Annotated in this window: 18 protein-coding genes; 17 read left to right on the top strand and 1 reads right to left on the bottom strand. The window is 41.6% G+C overall.

Going from position 1 to position 15,212, the window contains the following annotated elements; all coding sequences use genetic code 11:
- Positions 1–445 precede the first annotated feature (445 nt).
- From merTP to F8C67_RS11680, 4 genes are all read left to right on the top strand, one after another.
- Positions 446–1,057: a mercuric transport protein MerTP gene (gene merTP / locus F8C67_RS11665; RefSeq protein WP_151668031.1), complete on the top strand. Its 612-nt coding sequence runs from the start codon at positions 446–448 to the stop codon at positions 1,055–1,057.
- Positions 1,054–1,266: a GDCCVxC domain-containing (seleno)protein gene (locus tag F8C67_RS14415; RefSeq protein WP_151668032.1), complete on the top strand. Its 213-nt coding sequence runs from the start codon at positions 1,054–1,056 to the stop codon at positions 1,264–1,266. The genes merTP and F8C67_RS14415 overlap by 4 nt, the downstream gene beginning before the upstream one ends.
- Positions 1,267–2,048: 782 nt before the next feature.
- A complete protein-coding gene (locus F8C67_RS11675) occupies positions 2,049–2,636 on the top strand; it encodes a hypothetical protein (RefSeq protein WP_151668033.1) in 588 nt (195 codons plus the stop codon).
- A 1,831-nt stretch (positions 2,637–4,467) separates the two neighbouring features.
- Entirely contained in the window at positions 4,468–5,502 is a 1,035-nt protein-coding gene (locus tag F8C67_RS11680; RefSeq protein ID WP_151668034.1) for a T9SS type A sorting domain-containing protein, read from the top strand.
- 33 nt (positions 5,503–5,535) lie between these two features.
- Here the strand turns inward: F8C67_RS11680 and F8C67_RS11685 are convergent, their stop codons facing one another.
- Complete coding sequence (locus F8C67_RS11685; protein WP_151668035.1) at positions 5,536–6,327, bottom strand: hypothetical protein; 792 nt, start codon at positions 6,325–6,327, stop codon at positions 5,536–5,538.
- A 501-nt stretch (positions 6,328–6,828) separates the two neighbouring features.
- On the opposite strand from F8C67_RS11685, the gene F8C67_RS11690 reads away from it, so the two are divergent.
- The 13 genes from F8C67_RS11690 to F8C67_RS11745 all read left to right on the top strand — a co-directional run bounded on the left by F8C67_RS11690 (position 6,829) and on the right by F8C67_RS11745 (position 15,026).
- Positions 6,829–7,356: a CbrC family protein gene (locus F8C67_RS11690; protein WP_151668097.1), complete on the top strand. Its 528-nt coding sequence runs from the start codon at positions 6,829–6,831 to the stop codon at positions 7,354–7,356.
- Positions 7,357–7,709: 353 nt separating this feature from the next.
- On the top strand, positions 7,710–8,168 hold the full coding sequence (locus F8C67_RS11695) for a hypothetical protein (protein WP_151668036.1): 459 nt from the start codon (positions 7,710–7,712) through the stop codon (positions 8,166–8,168).
- A gap of 337 nt (positions 8,169–8,505) precedes the next feature.
- On the top strand, positions 8,506–9,231 hold the full coding sequence (locus F8C67_RS11700; RefSeq protein WP_151668037.1) for a hypothetical protein: 726 nt from the start codon (positions 8,506–8,508) through the stop codon (positions 9,229–9,231).
- 47 nt (positions 9,232–9,278) lie between these two features.
- Entirely contained in the window at positions 9,279–9,641 is a 363-nt protein-coding gene (locus F8C67_RS11705; RefSeq protein ID WP_151668038.1) for a hypothetical protein, read from the top strand.
- A 10-nt stretch (positions 9,642–9,651) separates the two neighbouring features.
- Positions 9,652–10,194 (top strand): hypothetical protein, encoded by a 543-nt coding sequence (locus F8C67_RS11710; RefSeq protein WP_151668039.1) that lies wholly within the window; start codon positions 9,652–9,654, stop codon positions 10,192–10,194.
- Between the two features lie 4 nt (positions 10,195–10,198).
- Positions 10,199–10,657: a hypothetical protein gene (locus F8C67_RS11715; RefSeq protein WP_151668040.1), complete on the top strand. Its 459-nt coding sequence runs from the start codon at positions 10,199–10,201 to the stop codon at positions 10,655–10,657.
- 191 nt (positions 10,658–10,848) lie between these two features.
- Positions 10,849–11,898 (top strand): DUF1214 domain-containing protein, encoded by a 1,050-nt coding sequence (locus F8C67_RS11720; protein ID WP_151668041.1) that lies wholly within the window; start codon positions 10,849–10,851, stop codon positions 11,896–11,898.
- 58 nt (positions 11,899–11,956) lie between these two features.
- The gene (locus F8C67_RS11725) at positions 11,957–12,844 is read left to right on the top strand and encodes an RDD family protein (RefSeq protein WP_151668042.1); all 888 of its coding nucleotides are present in this window, start codon (positions 11,957–11,959) and stop codon (positions 12,842–12,844) included.
- Between the two features lie 115 nt (positions 12,845–12,959).
- Positions 12,960–13,121, top strand: a complete 162-nt coding sequence (locus tag F8C67_RS14330; RefSeq protein ID WP_170266444.1) for a hypothetical protein — start codon at positions 12,960–12,962, stop codon at positions 13,119–13,121.
- Positions 13,118–13,852, top strand: a complete 735-nt coding sequence (locus F8C67_RS11730) for a YqjF family protein (protein ID WP_151668043.1) — start codon at positions 13,118–13,120, stop codon at positions 13,850–13,852. The genes F8C67_RS14330 and F8C67_RS11730 overlap by 4 nt, the downstream gene beginning before the upstream one ends.
- Positions 13,849–14,367, top strand: coding sequence for a hypothetical protein (locus F8C67_RS11735; protein WP_151668044.1), 519 nt, complete (start codon positions 13,849–13,851; stop codon positions 14,365–14,367). The genes F8C67_RS11730 and F8C67_RS11735 overlap by 4 nt, the downstream gene beginning before the upstream one ends.
- Positions 14,368–14,700: a hypothetical protein gene (locus F8C67_RS11740; protein WP_151668045.1), complete on the top strand. Its 333-nt coding sequence runs from the start codon at positions 14,368–14,370 to the stop codon at positions 14,698–14,700.
- Positions 14,697–15,026 carry an EF-Tu C-terminal domain-related protein gene (locus F8C67_RS11745; RefSeq protein ID WP_151668046.1) on the top strand — a complete coding sequence of 110 codons (330 nt, stop codon included), beginning with the start codon at positions 14,697–14,699 and terminating at the stop codon, positions 15,024–15,026. The genes F8C67_RS11740 and F8C67_RS11745 overlap by 4 nt, the downstream gene beginning before the upstream one ends.
- The last annotated feature ends 186 nt before the right edge of the window (positions 15,027–15,212 follow it).

The following is a 15,212-nucleotide window of genomic DNA, read 5'->3' on the forward strand; positions in this document are numbered from 1 at the left end:
AGAGTTTGATATCTTCGTTTCTGGATTCGAATTGAGAACTTCTGAGCCGGTGAGAGGGGGACTCGAACCCCCGGTACCTATCCAATGATAACACACTATCGATTTACGAGAACTCAATATTCATAGGACTTCGGAATCTCTGTCGATTCCGAAGTCTTACTTCGCAATATTGCGAAGTAAGAAGTGGTCTTATTGATCCATTTAGTAGGAACTTACTATCTTCAAACTAAGGTTACCAACTGAGAACTTCTGAGCGAGAAGCCCTCTGCACTGAGAAGTTTCTCCCGCAACCGCGGGATAACCCTTCTGAGAAGCAAGGCTCTGAAATACTGATTTTTAGGACGATATAAGAGAGGTTCATTTCCCTCCTTCTTGGAGAGAGAATAGATTTGATTGAAATTAAGAATGTTAATTTTGCATTGATAATTAGAAAACAGGGGTTTCAATGAAGAAAAAGAACTCGAGAGCATTCGCCTTTACCGGTCTGCTTACTGCAATTACTGCATCGCTTTGTTGCATAACCCCTGTGTTGGCCCTGATGGCTGGATCAAGCGGACTTGCCGCGACATTTTCTTGGTTAGAGCCATATAGGCGATGGTTAATAGGCTTGTCCGCTCTAACCTTAGTGTTTGCATGGTACCAAAAGCTGAAACCGAGATCCGCTGAAGAAATTGCATGTGAATGTGAAGAGGATGCAAAGCCCTCATTTTGGCAATCGAAGAAGTTTCTGGGGATAATAAGTGTCTTCGCATTGTTGATGATGGCCTTTCCGTATTATTCAACTTCCTTTTATCCTGAACCGACAATTTCTCCAGCTCAAACAGCTCAAAATGAGTCAAGCTATGAAATCAATATTAGTGGCATGACTTGTTCTGGATGTGAAGAGCACGTGAAAATGGAAGTAGGAAGCCTACCAGGAATATCAGGATTGGAAGTGTCTTATGAAAAAGGAAGTGCTTTGGTTTCCTTTGATAAAGAACTTACCAATCTTGAAGAGGTGAAGGAAGCCGTGAAGAAGACCGGATATACAGTAGAATCGGTTAAGCAATCAAGATGAGCGAGGTAATTTTAAAATCTACAATAACATGTCCTACATGTGGACATCAGAAGGAGGAAATCATGCCCACTGATGCCTGTCAATTTTTCTATAATTGTGAAAATTGCAAGGAAGTACTTCGACCAGAGCCCGGTGACTGTTGCGTCTATTGTTCTTATGGGTCGGCAGCTTGTCCACCTATTCAGGAAAATGGTAAAGGTTGCTGCTGATGTTTTTTTAAGTGAAGGGAATAGAACCTTTTGAGGTGGAGATAGTCGGAGTCGAACCGACGCCACCTCACTACTTTCATATAGATACGAATTACTTTAACCCGCTTGAACACTACTCTCCGGAATCTCTGTCGATTCCGAAGTCTTATTGATCCATTTAGTAGGAACTTATTATCTTCGAACTAAGGTTACCAACTGAGAACTTCTGAGCGAGAAGCCCTCGACGTTGAGAAGTTTCCAAATCGTAACCCTTCTGAGAAGCATAGCTCTGAAACACTGATTTTCAGGACGATATAAGAGAGGTTCATTTCCCTCCCTCTCCGGGGATAGTAACAATAACATTACGGGTTTTCGAACAAGATCCTATTATAGAGGAAGTGTGGCAGAACAGTATCTTAATAACTATGGCAAATTATAAGTTGCATATCGTTATATGGAGCAATATCTTCTTGTTCATGTTGCTTCTTTGCTCGTGTAGTAGTCATTATAATCATGATATTGAGAACTGGTCACTATCTTACTTTCGTGGACTCAATCCTTATGATATACATTCGCCAGGTCTATTGGTGATAAAGAATGATTCAATTAGATGGTATGGGCACATGTTTGATGTTCAATCAAACCTGTGTCTTGACAATTTAATGGATCATAGATATTGTGGGCCGTATACACGAGAACATTTAGGTGCGGTCTATGATTACTGTCATAACACAATTCCACATGTAAAATTGAAAATGACGGATACATGCAGATCCATTAGTGTCATTGTAAGTCCTCGAATTTTGCATTATCGGTTTCAATCGACTGACACCATCTATACTATTAAAACTGGAGAGGCCTTTGATTTATGTGGCCTGATTTTGCAGCACGGCCTAGCGCAAGGTAGAGAGGATGAAAATTTGATTTACTTCGGAAACAGAGAGATTTGGCACCGATTATTTGCATTTCCAATTGCCGCTAAATCTGGAATACTCCCTCCAGTAACTAGGTCTATTGAGAGGTATTTTAGTAATTTTAATAATCCCCGCATAGATGAGACCGGATATGCTAAAAGAGCGTATAGTGAGACCATTAGCTTCAGAGATGATGATACCTGGATGATGCTAGGTCAGTCTTCGAACTTAAAGTCAGAACTCGATTCAATTATGACCACCTTTACTCAGGATGCTTATCAGGTCATTAAAGATCGTGATGATTTGGAGCAGATAATGATGGCATATTTTAAATTGATACTCTCTGGTGAGGAGTACTTAAAGATTAATAAGTTGGATGTAGATTCAGGACTTTTATTTATTTCATTATGTGAAGAAAATATGGTTCTCGAATATTGTGTTGAACGTCCGTATATATTCAGAATACATGAGCAATAAGCAACCGGTATCACACATTATTGACATCAGTAAGCTTCCCGTTGAGACGAGTTGGTTATCAGTCAATATTTCATCGTTTTTTAACTCACTATACCTGGGGTATTTACGCAGATACAATGATAAAGGGTTGAATAAGGAGTATTTGGACTTTTCGGTCGGTGAGAGGGGGACTCGAACCCCCGGTACCTATCCAAAGGTAGCACACTATCGATTTACGTTAACTCAATATTCATAGGACTTCGGAATCTCTGTCGATTCCGAGGTGCTACTTCGCAATATTGCGAAGTAAAAAGTTGCGGTCGTTCATCATTGTTCTCACTTTTAGAGGACATTTTTATTCTCTTCAGAATCATAAAGCGATCTCTCCTTGGCCCTCTAGTAACTTTACACCTGCACTTCTGTGTGAGTCGTCAATTGACGGGGCTAAGGTATCCCTCTTACCAGCCTTTTAGATTTTTGAAGTAATTGCGCTTCATTTTGACTTCTGACCTAAAAAGCGCAACTCGCCTCATTGTTTAGTGATTTGATCATTAGCAGTTCTCGATAATCCCATACTAAGGAATCTAGCGCAGGCCGATTTGTCTTCATTTTGACTTCTCTTGGTGTGTTCTTTCTCATTTCAATTGAGTGCGCGGATGAGCTCTGCTCAGACGCTCCATCTTGCTTTAATCTTTTATTTAAATAGTTAGAATATACTGGTATGGTTGTCGTTTTTTCCGGAATCCCCTCTGAAACGCCCATGTTTTCGTTGACTATCTAAAAATGGACTTCGGAAATTTTTTCCGTTGGAGATAGTCGGAGTCGAACCGACGACCTTCAACCAACTATACATAGATACGCAATCTCCTGATGCCACGTAAGCACTGCACTTCGGAATCTCTGTCGATTCCGAAGTCTTACTTCGCAATATTGCGAAGTAAGAAGTGGTCTCCATGCCCCATTTATTGGGATCTTATTATCTTCGAACTAAGGTTACCTACTGAGAACTTCTGAGCGAGAAGCCCTCTGCACTGAGAAGTTTCTCCCGCAACCGCGGGATAACCCTTCTGAGAAACATAGCTCTGAAAAACTGATTTTCAGGACGATATAAGAGAGGTTCATTTCCCTCCCGTAGAAATGGCGGTGGAAAACCGAATCCAAGCGACCGAAGGGAGCTTGAGCAAAGGTTTGTGCATTAAAAAACTAGTCGCTGAGGAACGAAGCGGCCGTGGTTTTGAAGTTTTATAGGTTCCCCGCAAGCCGAGGAACGAGGCGCAGCGGAACGCCGACCAATAGCCTAAACACACCTCCTTTTTCACTTTGGATGAGAAGGAATAAGTAGACTCTTTCCGATTCCAGCATTTCCTATCTTTAATTCATGAAATCTCTCACCTCTATCCTTTTCTTTCTGCATACTGCATTGTCATTCGCGCAAGTGCCTTATACAAACGTTGCAAACTACATCTGTCATAATTCCGACCCGTCCATTGAAGTTGTCGGCAATCATTACTTCATCGCCAATATAAATAATAGCATCTCTGAAGAAATTTTTCAATTTGTCAAGTGTGACACACTTGGTAACATACTTGACACCCTAACTCTGAACTATAGCTCAACTGAGGATTTTGTAACGAATTGTAAAAAATGCCTGGAGTACCATGATGGAGCACTGTACCATGGGTTTATTAACGATCTTGCTTTTGTGCCTTTCGATACTGGAGTTGTCGTATTCACTAAGATTAAGCCCGATCTTTCTGACACTATTAAAACTCTAGTATATAATTCCAATAGAAGAAATCTCCTAGGTCTAACCGACATGGAGTTTGATTCAGATTCCACATTTGTCTCTTGTATGTTTCGTACGTTCATTGCCGGAACTGACTCTACACTTCCAGGCTATTACAAAACTGAAAGTCTAATTACTAAATTGGATACTAATCTCAATGTGCTTTGGGAACTTAGCATTCCAGATCCGGATTCTAGTCGAGATTATGGTCATTCCCCCTCCAAAATAATCATCAACAATGATGGCACTGCTTTTATTATTGGACCCGACCATGCATTTCACGTTTCTTCATATCGAGAATCATTTGTTGCAAAAGTCAGACTAAGCGATGGCCATTTACTCTGGAGAAAAACCTTTACACATCCGCGAGGTTTCAGAGGCATGTATGCAGCGGATAATGGTGATGGCACCTTGAGATTCGTCAGGAGCACTTATCAAAGCACAGGTCAATTTCACACATTACTAAGTGTGGGTATTATAGATACTGCTGGAAACATCTTAAATGAAAAGGAGTACGGTTGGAAGAACTCAATTATTGTTAGTGATGATCTAATCAAACTGGACGACGGGAATTTCTATTGTAGTGGCGAGTATCAAAGAAATCGTGGTTTTGGCTTCAAATTCTCACCAAACTTAGATAGTCTTTGGATGGTTAATTACGATTATCCATTTAACGTAGGATTATCTGTTCCGGATGCATTTATTCAAGACTCAAGCGGCATGATTGCACATACTGGATGGACCGTTTTAACCATTGACAGTGTAACGGATGTTTACAACTGGTTATTCAGAGTAGACACCCGAGGCTGCACCGTTTCAAATTGTGATATCAGTATCTACGAGCATACACAGTTAGATCCTCGATGGAGGGGATTTCCAATTCCATCTACAGGGCCGCTTACTATTGATCATCCTGAATTGGCCCGTTTTGGAAGCGTAGCTATTCAGGTTTTTGATCTTGCCGGGCGAAAGGTCTATGCACAAATACACGACTGCAATCAAGCCATATCCATAAACATTGAAGCACCTGGACAGTACCAAGTGCTTATTGGAGACGAAAACCTCAATGCATTAGGCCTTTTAAAGGTTGTGATTCAGTAGTCATTTCATATTCTTCTCCAAGGATGAATTGAATTAAAGCAAGATTGAATAGTTCACAAAGAATCCCAAGGAGTTCAATGGCCTTGGTCCAAGGTAAAAACCATACTGCCCTCTAACCGGTGAGTACTCATCTGTGAATGACTCATCCGCATTCGAATAGGTAGTCTTTTGAGTATTGAAACTCTGGAAGTACACACTAACACCTAAACCAATCGAGGAACCATTCTTCAAATACCTAGCAAGGGAAATTTTATTATCAAATCCCACAGAAAGCTTGCTAATGGCTCGTTCATTTGGGTATCGTGTGGCAGACAGTGAAGTTGTAGCAAGAAGTTCATTACCTTCTTGAGGCACCCAAGAGTGGACTTCTTTATTCATAACTCCCATACCTACATGAACATCCGAAGAAAAGCGCAATGCATATTTCTCTCTACTTCCTAGAGGTAATTCAGCACCTAGGCCAACATAAAGAGAAGTGAACCACAAATCATAGGAATACACCTCAGTTTCCCTAGTTGATGCATTAACATGAATGCCTCCATTAACTGGACTAATCCATTCTCTTCTATAAAAGTAGCCAGGATAATATGGGGTCGCTTGATTATTCCAACTAATCAATTGACGTAAGCCAAATCTCAAATAAACGTGCTCAACTATCCTATGACTATATGTAATGTTCAACACAGGCCCATCTCCATAGCCTCCCGTTTCCTGGTCATACTCATTGAAAAAGTATATATAATTTCCAGGTACTGGCTGAGTCGATCGACTAGGAGTCTCTGTAACCACAAATGAATTCTCTCCATAGGTTCCTGGTAGCCTCATAGAATAATTAAGCTCTATGGTCAATGAGTGTGAGCCTCCTTGCCCGTAGAGACCTAGACTAGTTAATAGCAAGAATACCCCTACTAGTCCTTTCACGCTGAATAGTCTACCAATTTCATTCATAAGTTTCTGATCTGAGGTTTTATAGTTGGGTTTTGAGTCGATTTAATCTTTCTGCTTTAAAGGCAACTCAGTTTTAAAGTCCGACTCTAAAGCTAGAACTATCACGAACAAAATACCAAGTTGTGTCAGAATTGTGCTGACGGGTTACAATCTTGAGCGGAGTGCTTGATTTTTCGACTGACCAGTCGTGGACTAACGCTATGAAAGGTTATTAAAAAAACGCCACCCAACAACACCTATACGCAACGCCCTTCGGGACACTGCGCATAACCAAACTGTTATGTGCTATTTGAGAAAATGAGATTAGCTATATTGACCACCATCCCATTGCAGGCATGTATAAATAATCAAGGCAATCGAAAAAATAACATTACTGGCATGTCAGAGTTGCCCACATTTAAATACAATCCCAATGCAGAAAGACTTGGGATAATTTCAAAAGAAAATACAACTTGCCCAGTGTGCGGACAAGACCGAGACTACCTTTATCAAGGGCCATTCTATTGTATTGACGATGTTGAAGGTATTTGCCCATGGTGCATCGAAGACGGTTCAGCAGCCAAAAAATATGACGGCGAATTTCAAGACGCGGCCTCTTGCGACACAGTAGACAACGAAGAATATCTGGTAGAATTGACAACAAGGACGCCCGGATACTCAGGATGGCAGCAGGAAAGATGGTTGAGTCATTGCGGTGACTTTTGCGCACTAAAAGAATATGTTGGCTGGACTGAAATAAAGGATCTACTAGAAGAGCTTGCTGAAGACCTCAACGAAATCAAAGCAGGCTACAAATTGACACAAGAAGAACTAGAAAGGTATTTTGTCCATAATGGTCGTATTCAAGGTTATTTGTTTCAATGTTTACATTGCGAAAAGCACCGGCTGACCGTCGATATGAACTAACCTTCGGAACGGTGCGCAACAACTTATCTAGCTTATTTCGGGTGAACCGCTGCAAGCACGGCTTGAATTACGCAGCTTTCTTTCATCTCCCTATCTCTCTTACTTCCTTGCATGAATTCTACGCTCAAAAGGAAACGTATAGTCAAATTGAGCTCTCCGCAAAAAAAGGTTTTTGGGGATTTGATGTATTGCTAGATCGGAGACAAAAATGAGCAGTCCGCAATCGATACGTCTTCATCGTTTTCGTAGCTTTATCTCACCGCTCTATCTCTCAATCCTCTTCATAACAAGGACACTTCCGAGGTAAAGCCTAACAAACTTGATTAAATCATCGAGTTAACTACTATTGAAAAATGAAAAGGATAATCGCCCTAATAATCCTGTCAATGTCGGCTTTTCCAATAAAGGCTCAGACGGACACTGTTGAAATTGTGTTTAACGGATTCTATGAAGTGCGCGAAGGCTTAAATGGCGACAAGTACTATTCATTGCTTTTTGACTCAACATATTACGAAAGTGAAAATCTACAATTCATAAGGACTCTTTTATTAGGCAATAAAGATGAGTTAGCAGATTCTCTTGTTAAAGGCCGAACGTATATAGTAGTAATTCAACAAAAACAACAACACCGTTTTGGTTGCTCGGACAACTTGATTATTATTCGTTCAGGCCGTATCTCGACAGACCAAGGAACTTTATTTGGCTCCGATTTTCTGGAAAAACAAAAAGTGATTGCGAAAGAAAGTTCATGTGAATACAAAGCAATTGAAGATTACTACATACTTGAAATAACATATAAACCCGGTGGCTAACTAAGTGAGCTGCTCTTTGCCCAAACCAATCAAACCGTTTCTGGGCTTCTATGTCGAAATGTAATCGAGTAAAAAATAGCAGAGGAATTGAAAGGTGAAAAAGACCTAACCTGCGTTCACGGACCTAAACTTTATGATTGTCTGATTGAGCCAATAAAAGAGACTTACACAAGCTCTGTTGATAGTTCGAATTCTGGACCGTCTTCAAAGAAATGCCAAACAGGAGTGATTATAGGATAATCTTCGAAGAGACCGAAGGCTCCTTTGGACAGGGAATGGTGGGCGACAACGGTGACCTGTTTGACAGAAAATTTCAACAAATTGCCTAATTCAAAGTATGAGAATTCCAGATGACATACTAGATCCTTTGAATTGTGCCTTGAATGAATCGAGACTAACGCAGTTCTCTCTTGACCGAGAATTGAAAAAAGTTACGATAGTCTTGGAAACTGTAGCAATGAACCAAGATGGAACAATCCCGGATGACTCAAGAGTGGTTATAACTTTCCATAATGTGTGTCGGTTAGCGGGTAAACTGAAACATGGAATTTGGAATGATGAATCTGCCAGAATTGAAACCTTACAACCAGAAGAATTAACCGAAAGACTACGGAACTTCAATGGTCATACGATGTATGGCTGGGATTTCATTAATGTAGAGAACTCGGATAAAGAATTTCAGAAATGGGAAGCCGATGCAAGCTTCGATTTAGAATTATCCGATTGCAAAAAAGATGTGAATACAATTGACATCTTTTCAGAACACTACAGCCAGAAATCAAAAACTCTTGACTTAAGAGTTTGGTTTGAAGAACTTGATTTTCGGTCGATTACCGGTCTACCTATGACTACTAAGGAATTTATTGACCGAGGGATTCGAGGTTGGAATGCTGTGTACAACGGTCACAAAGGAATGACGAAGGTTTCCGGAATAGTAGCTGCAGGTTCAGACGAAAAAGAAAACAACAATACCCAACAAAAAGGGGCTAATCAAGCTAGACATTTGCATAAAACGCAAGGTAATCTATTATTAAAATTTTGGTCACGGCTCACTAAGAAGTAAGTAAAATGCTCCGCTTAACTCAACCCCAACTCGCAGCACATTGAAAAATGAACAAACAACTCACCCTAACCACCACCCTATCAACCATCGGCTGGTTACTCCTCAGACTGACTATTCTGAATGTCGTCATCCTGATCGTCGCATTCGCTCTAGCGGCTGCACGTAACCTTTTTGAACCGACAGACCAGTTTGTGATGACGTTCCCCTTTCGACTTTACGTGGCGACTCTCTTCCTGACAAACTTGGTTTATATCATCGGAAACACCTTCGAGTCCATTTATCTCCGACTTTGGGATAAAGCGATTAATGTCAGAGATTTTGAGAAGAAGTTTTTCAAAGCGGGATTGGCAATGACGTTGATTGTCAATGCCACAGGGGTGGTTATGTACGTAATAGATTACCTCGAGTGATTCGAATAAAATGAAAGACGGATACCAATTCATAACACAGCCCGATGGAACCTCAAGAGAGATCGACTGGGAAGAGTTAAACCAACTCAAAAAAGATATCCTTTGGTTATACGACGAGAATTTCGGCGAGAAATACGGTGTCTTTGTTCCAGAATACTCCTTTAGAAGTAATTATTGGGAATATTTGACCCTGAATGGAGACAAGTGGTTTCAAGAAGACGAAAAGGCATTCTACCGTACAGGCTGCTTGATAATTCTGCTCTACTTCTGCATTGAGTACATCGATATAGAAGCTGGAAACCAACGTGTTTTTGAAAGAAGCACACTCCCAGAAATCATTAGCTATGTAAACGGTTTTCAGCCAAATACCGAAATTGAAAAATCGATTAAAGAAAAGGTTCTTCTTGGTCTAGAAATATCGCTATCGATGACGCCAGAAAATTTAAGAGATTCTGATTTTGAGCATGAAAGGACTGCCGAGTTTTATAATGGATCACACGAATTAACTGATAGGGTTATCAGAAAGTATTACGAAGAGATCTTAAGAAAGTAGACGCATGAAACTACACCTCAACCAAGGAATCAACAATCTGAGATTCGGAATGACTCGCACAAAAGTTGAAAGCATTCTTGGACAGCCAGACAAAATACTTATCGACCCAGATGATGAAAATGAGTTGATTTGGGAATACTCAGATCAAAAGCTAAGATTAACTTTTTATCAGAACGAAGCAGACAGACTCGGTTACATCCGATGTTCAAATTCCAATTTGACCATAAAGGGCCTGCAGATTATAGACAAGAAAATCGTAGACGTTCAAAACCAGATTGACTCAGATCCTGATGCGTGGGAAATAGAAGAGTATCATTTCTTCAAAGTCTATTTCCTTGAACAGTATTGGCTGTCTTTGCAGGTCGAATACGAAAGGGTAACCGTCATTGAACATGGAGTTCCTTTTAAAAATGACGATGAATATGACTGGCCAGATGAAGACGATTTTAGCCTAGTGTCATAATACATCTTGCACGAAATAGAATTGCATCCGACTTCAAGTATTGTCTTTTAGATCTCGTGAAATCGTAAGATCCATACCTCAATCACTATAGAATCTAAGTTTATTGAGCTTTCTAACCGGGAGGTTAAACTAAAGAATGCGAACCTTCCCACACCCTTTCCGTACCTTACCCCTACCAAATTTCAACCACCATGAAAAAGCTAGCGGTACTTCTCGCATTCACATCACTCTTAGCCTGTAACCCAACGGATAAGTCTCGTCAGAACGATACAGAAACTTCCAGCGAATTGGTGAGCGTCACCCCCGAGACTTTCATCCGTGCCGAAACAGATCGCGCTTTCGCCGAAATGATTAAAAATGCCGGCCAGACCAACGCTTTCTACCATTTCCGCCGACCTACTCCGCTCGACAAACAATCCGTGATTCGAATGAATAGAGACGTGTTGTACTCCGGTGGAGTTTTCGATGCGCGTGAAGGTCTGGAAATTACCTTTCCTGAAATGCCCGATGAGCGCTATGCCTCCATCTTCATTCTGGACAACGACCACTACGTGCAGGAGTTGATTTACGAACCCGGACAATACACCATCCAAGGCAACACGGATTTCCTGTACATCATCATCCGACTGCAAGTCCTCAATGCTGGCGATACTCAGGAAATTGAAATGTTGAACAACCTTCAAGACCAATTTGTGGTCCATTCCATATCTAACCAAGAATTCCCTGAACTGACATGGAATCTGAATTCCCTCGATTCACTTCGTGCGGTGTATAACGAGGAGGCCACTGCGTATTCCAGCTGGAAGGGAATGATGGGAAAACGCGGAGAAGTTGACGAAAGCACACGTCACATTGCCGCGGCGGCGGCATGGGGACTATTACCCGAGGAGGCAGCGACCTACCTGAATTTCAAGCCTGAAAATCTCACGGGTCCAGGATGCTATTCCGCTACTTATACGGTACCCGAGCACAACGGCTTTTGGTCCATAACTGTCTATGGAAACGACGGCTACATCACATCCGAAAATTGCCTTCTTAACAACTCCAATGTTCAGCTGAACGATGACGGTACTTTTACGGTCTACTACGGTTCCGAGGAAGAATGTGGAGACGTGCCAAACAGGCTCGACGCACCTGAGGGATGGAATTTCCTCTTCCGAGTTTACCTGCCTGGCGAAGAGGTACTTTCTGGCGAATACGAGCTGCCGGAGGTTCGGAAGACGGTTGCTTCTGTTGAATAAGCTCTATGAGATTACCCGCTATTCCCTCTTTCGTATCTTGAAGTACAAATAACACAATATGCCGCTCTTCAAGGACCCGAAACGCCTGCAGTACATTCTGATCGGATTGCTGGCGTATATGAATTTCTATTCACTCCGATTTGCAATACTGGAGTTCGGAAATTTTTACGAGTATCAGATACTTCAATTTGACTTTGAAAATTTCGAGTCATTCGTCTCCTATTTAATCAATGCCTGGTTTGCTTTCTCGGTGCTTACTTCCTTGATTGTCATGGCAAGCAAAAGGAAGTTTTACTTGAGCAGGGCCTTAAAAGCCTACATGTTTTGGATTGTCATTCACCAGTTAATTGTTTGGGTGATTTCCACGATTGACCTCAGCACTACCTACTCTGCTGCACTCGAAGGCTACCAACAAGCTCAGGAATTTGGAGGTGAAATTTCCTATCCATTGTGGCAACTTGTTCTCTTTCTATTTAACAATTTGGTCAATGATGCAATCATGGTGCTTGGCCTCATCTATGGGTTTACTCAAGTAAAGGTTACTTCGGGACATCATTACACCAAAGTGGGACTAGGATCGCGGTTCTTGAACAGAGTTTTCGACCTAATTATCATCTTGTTCTTTGCCTATCGATACGATATGATAGAAACGCCGTGGCTCATCCTGCCCTTTCCTTTCTTCTATTACTTCACGCTTGAATACGTGTTTCGTCAGACCATTGGAAAACTTCACAACGACGCATATGTGCATCATGTGGAAGAGGGTTGGACACCAGCACAATCGAGAATACGCAATGCCCTTCAGAGAACGCTGTGCAGGTTCATTCCATTCGAGGCGTTTTCGTTTCTCTTCACATCCAACCATGTGGGCTGGCACGATAGATTTTCGAAGACGAGGGTTGTGGGACCGAGCAGAAAGGGAAATACTGAGATTATTGATATGTGAGAGATGTGCTCATTAACCTCCCCTTCTTTAGTTCGAAAGAGAGAGGCTTCAAGACATTCGGATTTCAAAACGAAATGTACCTTTAGCTGACAACGAAAAACTCGCTCTCTGTATCATGAAAACAAACTTTCAAGGTCTAACCGTCAACGAAAGACTCCACGCTGTTGGCTTGATGGAAGAGTTCGACCAAGTGAAGAATTCGGATAAGATCAGGGCGGCGGAGATTCTAAGGCAGATTGAAGTTGATGAGGCGTCAATCGAACAGATTCTCTCATGAAAATTCGACAGATTCTTACTTACACCGCTCATCGGCCGTGGGAATTGCCAAAAGGAGATTGGAAATTCTATCAGGAATGGAACGATGCGATATTTCTGCATTACAAAGTAGACAAGGCGGAACTCAGGAAGCATGTCCCTGAAGAGCTCGAAATTGATTTAATCAACGGTGATGCTTGGGTTTCTGTAGTCCCCTTTACGATGGAAAAACTACGTCCTCGCAACTTGCCCTATTTCCCTCCTATATCTGATTTCCACGAAATCAATATTCGAACATATGTAAGATCTGGACACAAATCGGGTGTCTATTTTTTGAGTATTGAAGGCGGAAATAGAATTTCGTGTAAGCTTGCCAAAAAAATATCTGAACTTCCGTACAGGTTCACCAGTATAACTCGAACAGACGGCAAATACGAGTCCTATAATGAAGTCTATGGCGACTCGTTAAAACTTCAATTTGAAGTCAATAAAAGTCATGTCCCTAAATCTGATTTCGACAACTGGCTCACCGAGAGGTATGCACTTTTCCAAGACTCAGGTGAATCTATCAATGCGTTTGACATCCATCATTTAGCCTGGAAAATTCAGGATATCAAAATGATTAGATTAGAAATTAACTACCCTCGTTTCAATAACTTGATTCATAATAAGCCCGATGTCGTTCAATACTCGAAAGGTGTGCAGGTGATTGCTTGGGAGAAGATGAAGTCCACACGAAAAACACTTGAATGAAGTACGTCTACTCCCTCATTATTGCTACGTCTCTCTTCAGCTGCACGACAAAGTCCACACGGCCCACAGAGCCGACAACTCCGACCATGCTTGGGTATGACAACCTTCAAAAAACTATCATCATAAGATCTGACGAACCGATAGATCTTGCCACTTGTATTGAAGAGCACTCATATCCTCCACATTTGAATCAGGACATCTATTGGAATTTACCAGACACTTCTGATTGGGGATATAATGCGAAGAGCACCATTGCGATTAAACATTCGTTTGATTCAATTGGAAGATTAGGAGAGTACTACTACAGGGGAAGTTTAATTTCTGGTGAGTATCCTCTATCCTATAAAATAGAATATGCAACGCAAGGATCTGATGTTATCGTGAGATTCGAAGATATCTTTAATCGAGAAGAGTATCTAGTCGATTATTTCAAAGATGGAGGTGTGAAGCAAATTCAAAAACGGGACTCTACCGGGCGGGTAGTTGAAGTTCTTGCGGTTCAACCTATCAACTGATTGAAGGCTAACGTGAAAGTCCGCACCGAAACCATTTCCGAAATCAAGCTCAACTCAAACAACGAGCTGCACCTCGTACTGGAGAGTGGTGGCCGACCTGATTATCAGTACATCTATCGTACTGCCACTGGTATATCCTGGCTAAGCGATTCTACCTCTTTCAAAGTTGGGCCACTACGAGATTGGAGCGTAGAAGAAGCGTACCGACATATTGTTAATTCGGTTGCCCAAACCATGAATCTCCAACTTTCCTTTTCCAGTGAAACCGCTTGGCATAATATCCCTGAAGAAGAACAAAGAGCAATTGAGCGGAAAAATTCGAATCAATCATGAAAACCACTCCCCACTTCATCGCTCAACTCTCCTATCTCCCCACCGGAGATGGCGGTCGACAAACACCCGCCCGATCTGGCTATCGACCACATATAGAGTTCGATCACATTCCTGGAAAGCGAACTACTGGAATGCAACGTTTTATCGGACAAGAGTGGGTTGAACCTGGTCAAACTGTAGAAGCAGAAATCACCGTAGTATCTCCCAAATTCTTCTCTGGGAAAATACAGGTTGGAGATACGTTTACTTTTGATGAGGGGCCTCGTGTGGTCGGAACGGGGGTAGTGAAGGAAGTGGTGGATGAACGGTTGATGAAGAAAAACTAAATCTATCTCATTTAATTATGGCTGTGCCTGTATTCACCTCGATAGAATATGGGTATATCAGACGCTAGGGTCCATCGAATGGAATTTAGTAGTACAGGTCTGGTTCGACAAAGATGGCCTACCCAATAAGGTCTGGCATTCATATCGAGGTGAAGAGAAAACGTATATGGTAGAAGTAGAACGCTG

The organism is Phaeocystidibacter luteus, assembly GCF_008933115.1.
GTDB lineage: Bacteria > Bacteroidota > Bacteroidia > Flavobacteriales > Schleiferiaceae > Phaeocystidibacter > Phaeocystidibacter luteus.

Coding starts and splice junctions, on each gene's coding strand:
- F8C67_RS11715 (WP_151668040.1), top strand. CDS start 10,199: ATGAAACTACACCTCAACCAAGGAATCAACAATCTGAGATTCGGAATG.
- F8C67_RS11695 (WP_151668036.1), top strand. CDS start 7,710: ATGAAAAGGATAATCGCCCTAATAATCCTGTCAATGTCGGCTTTTCCA.
- F8C67_RS11720 (WP_151668041.1), top strand. CDS start 10,849: ATGAAAAAGCTAGCGGTACTTCTCGCATTCACATCACTCTTAGCCTGT.
- merTP (WP_151668031.1), top strand. CDS start 446: ATGAAGAAAAAGAACTCGAGAGCATTCGCCTTTACCGGTCTGCTTACT.
- F8C67_RS11735 (WP_151668044.1), top strand. CDS start 13,849: ATGAAGTACGTCTACTCCCTCATTATTGCTACGTCTCTCTTCAGCTGC.
- F8C67_RS11710 (WP_151668039.1), top strand. CDS start 9,652: ATGAAAGACGGATACCAATTCATAACACAGCCCGATGGAACCTCAAGA.
- F8C67_RS11745 (WP_151668046.1), top strand. CDS start 14,697: ATGAAAACCACTCCCCACTTCATCGCTCAACTCTCCTATCTCCCCACC.
- F8C67_RS11685 (WP_151668035.1), bottom strand. CDS start 6,327: ATGAGGCTACCAGGAACCTATGGAGAGAATTCATTTGTGGTTACAGAG.
- F8C67_RS14415 (WP_151668032.1), top strand. CDS start 1,054: ATGAGCGAGGTAATTTTAAAATCTACAATAACATGTCCTACATGTGGA.
- F8C67_RS11700 (WP_151668037.1), top strand. CDS start 8,506: ATGAGAATTCCAGATGACATACTAGATCCTTTGAATTGTGCCTTGAAT.
- F8C67_RS11690 (WP_151668097.1), top strand. CDS start 6,829: ATGTCAGAGTTGCCCACATTTAAATACAATCCCAATGCAGAAAGACTT.
- F8C67_RS11725 (WP_151668042.1), top strand. CDS start 11,957: ATGCCGCTCTTCAAGGACCCGAAACGCCTGCAGTACATTCTGATCGGA.
- F8C67_RS14330 (WP_170266444.1), top strand. CDS start 12,960: ATGAAAACAAACTTTCAAGGTCTAACCGTCAACGAAAGACTCCACGCT.
- F8C67_RS11680 (WP_151668034.1), top strand. CDS start 4,468: ATGTTTCGTACGTTCATTGCCGGAACTGACTCTACACTTCCAGGCTAT.
- F8C67_RS11705 (WP_151668038.1), top strand. CDS start 9,279: ATGAACAAACAACTCACCCTAACCACCACCCTATCAACCATCGGCTGG.
- F8C67_RS11730 (WP_151668043.1), top strand. CDS start 13,118: ATGAAAATTCGACAGATTCTTACTTACACCGCTCATCGGCCGTGGGAA.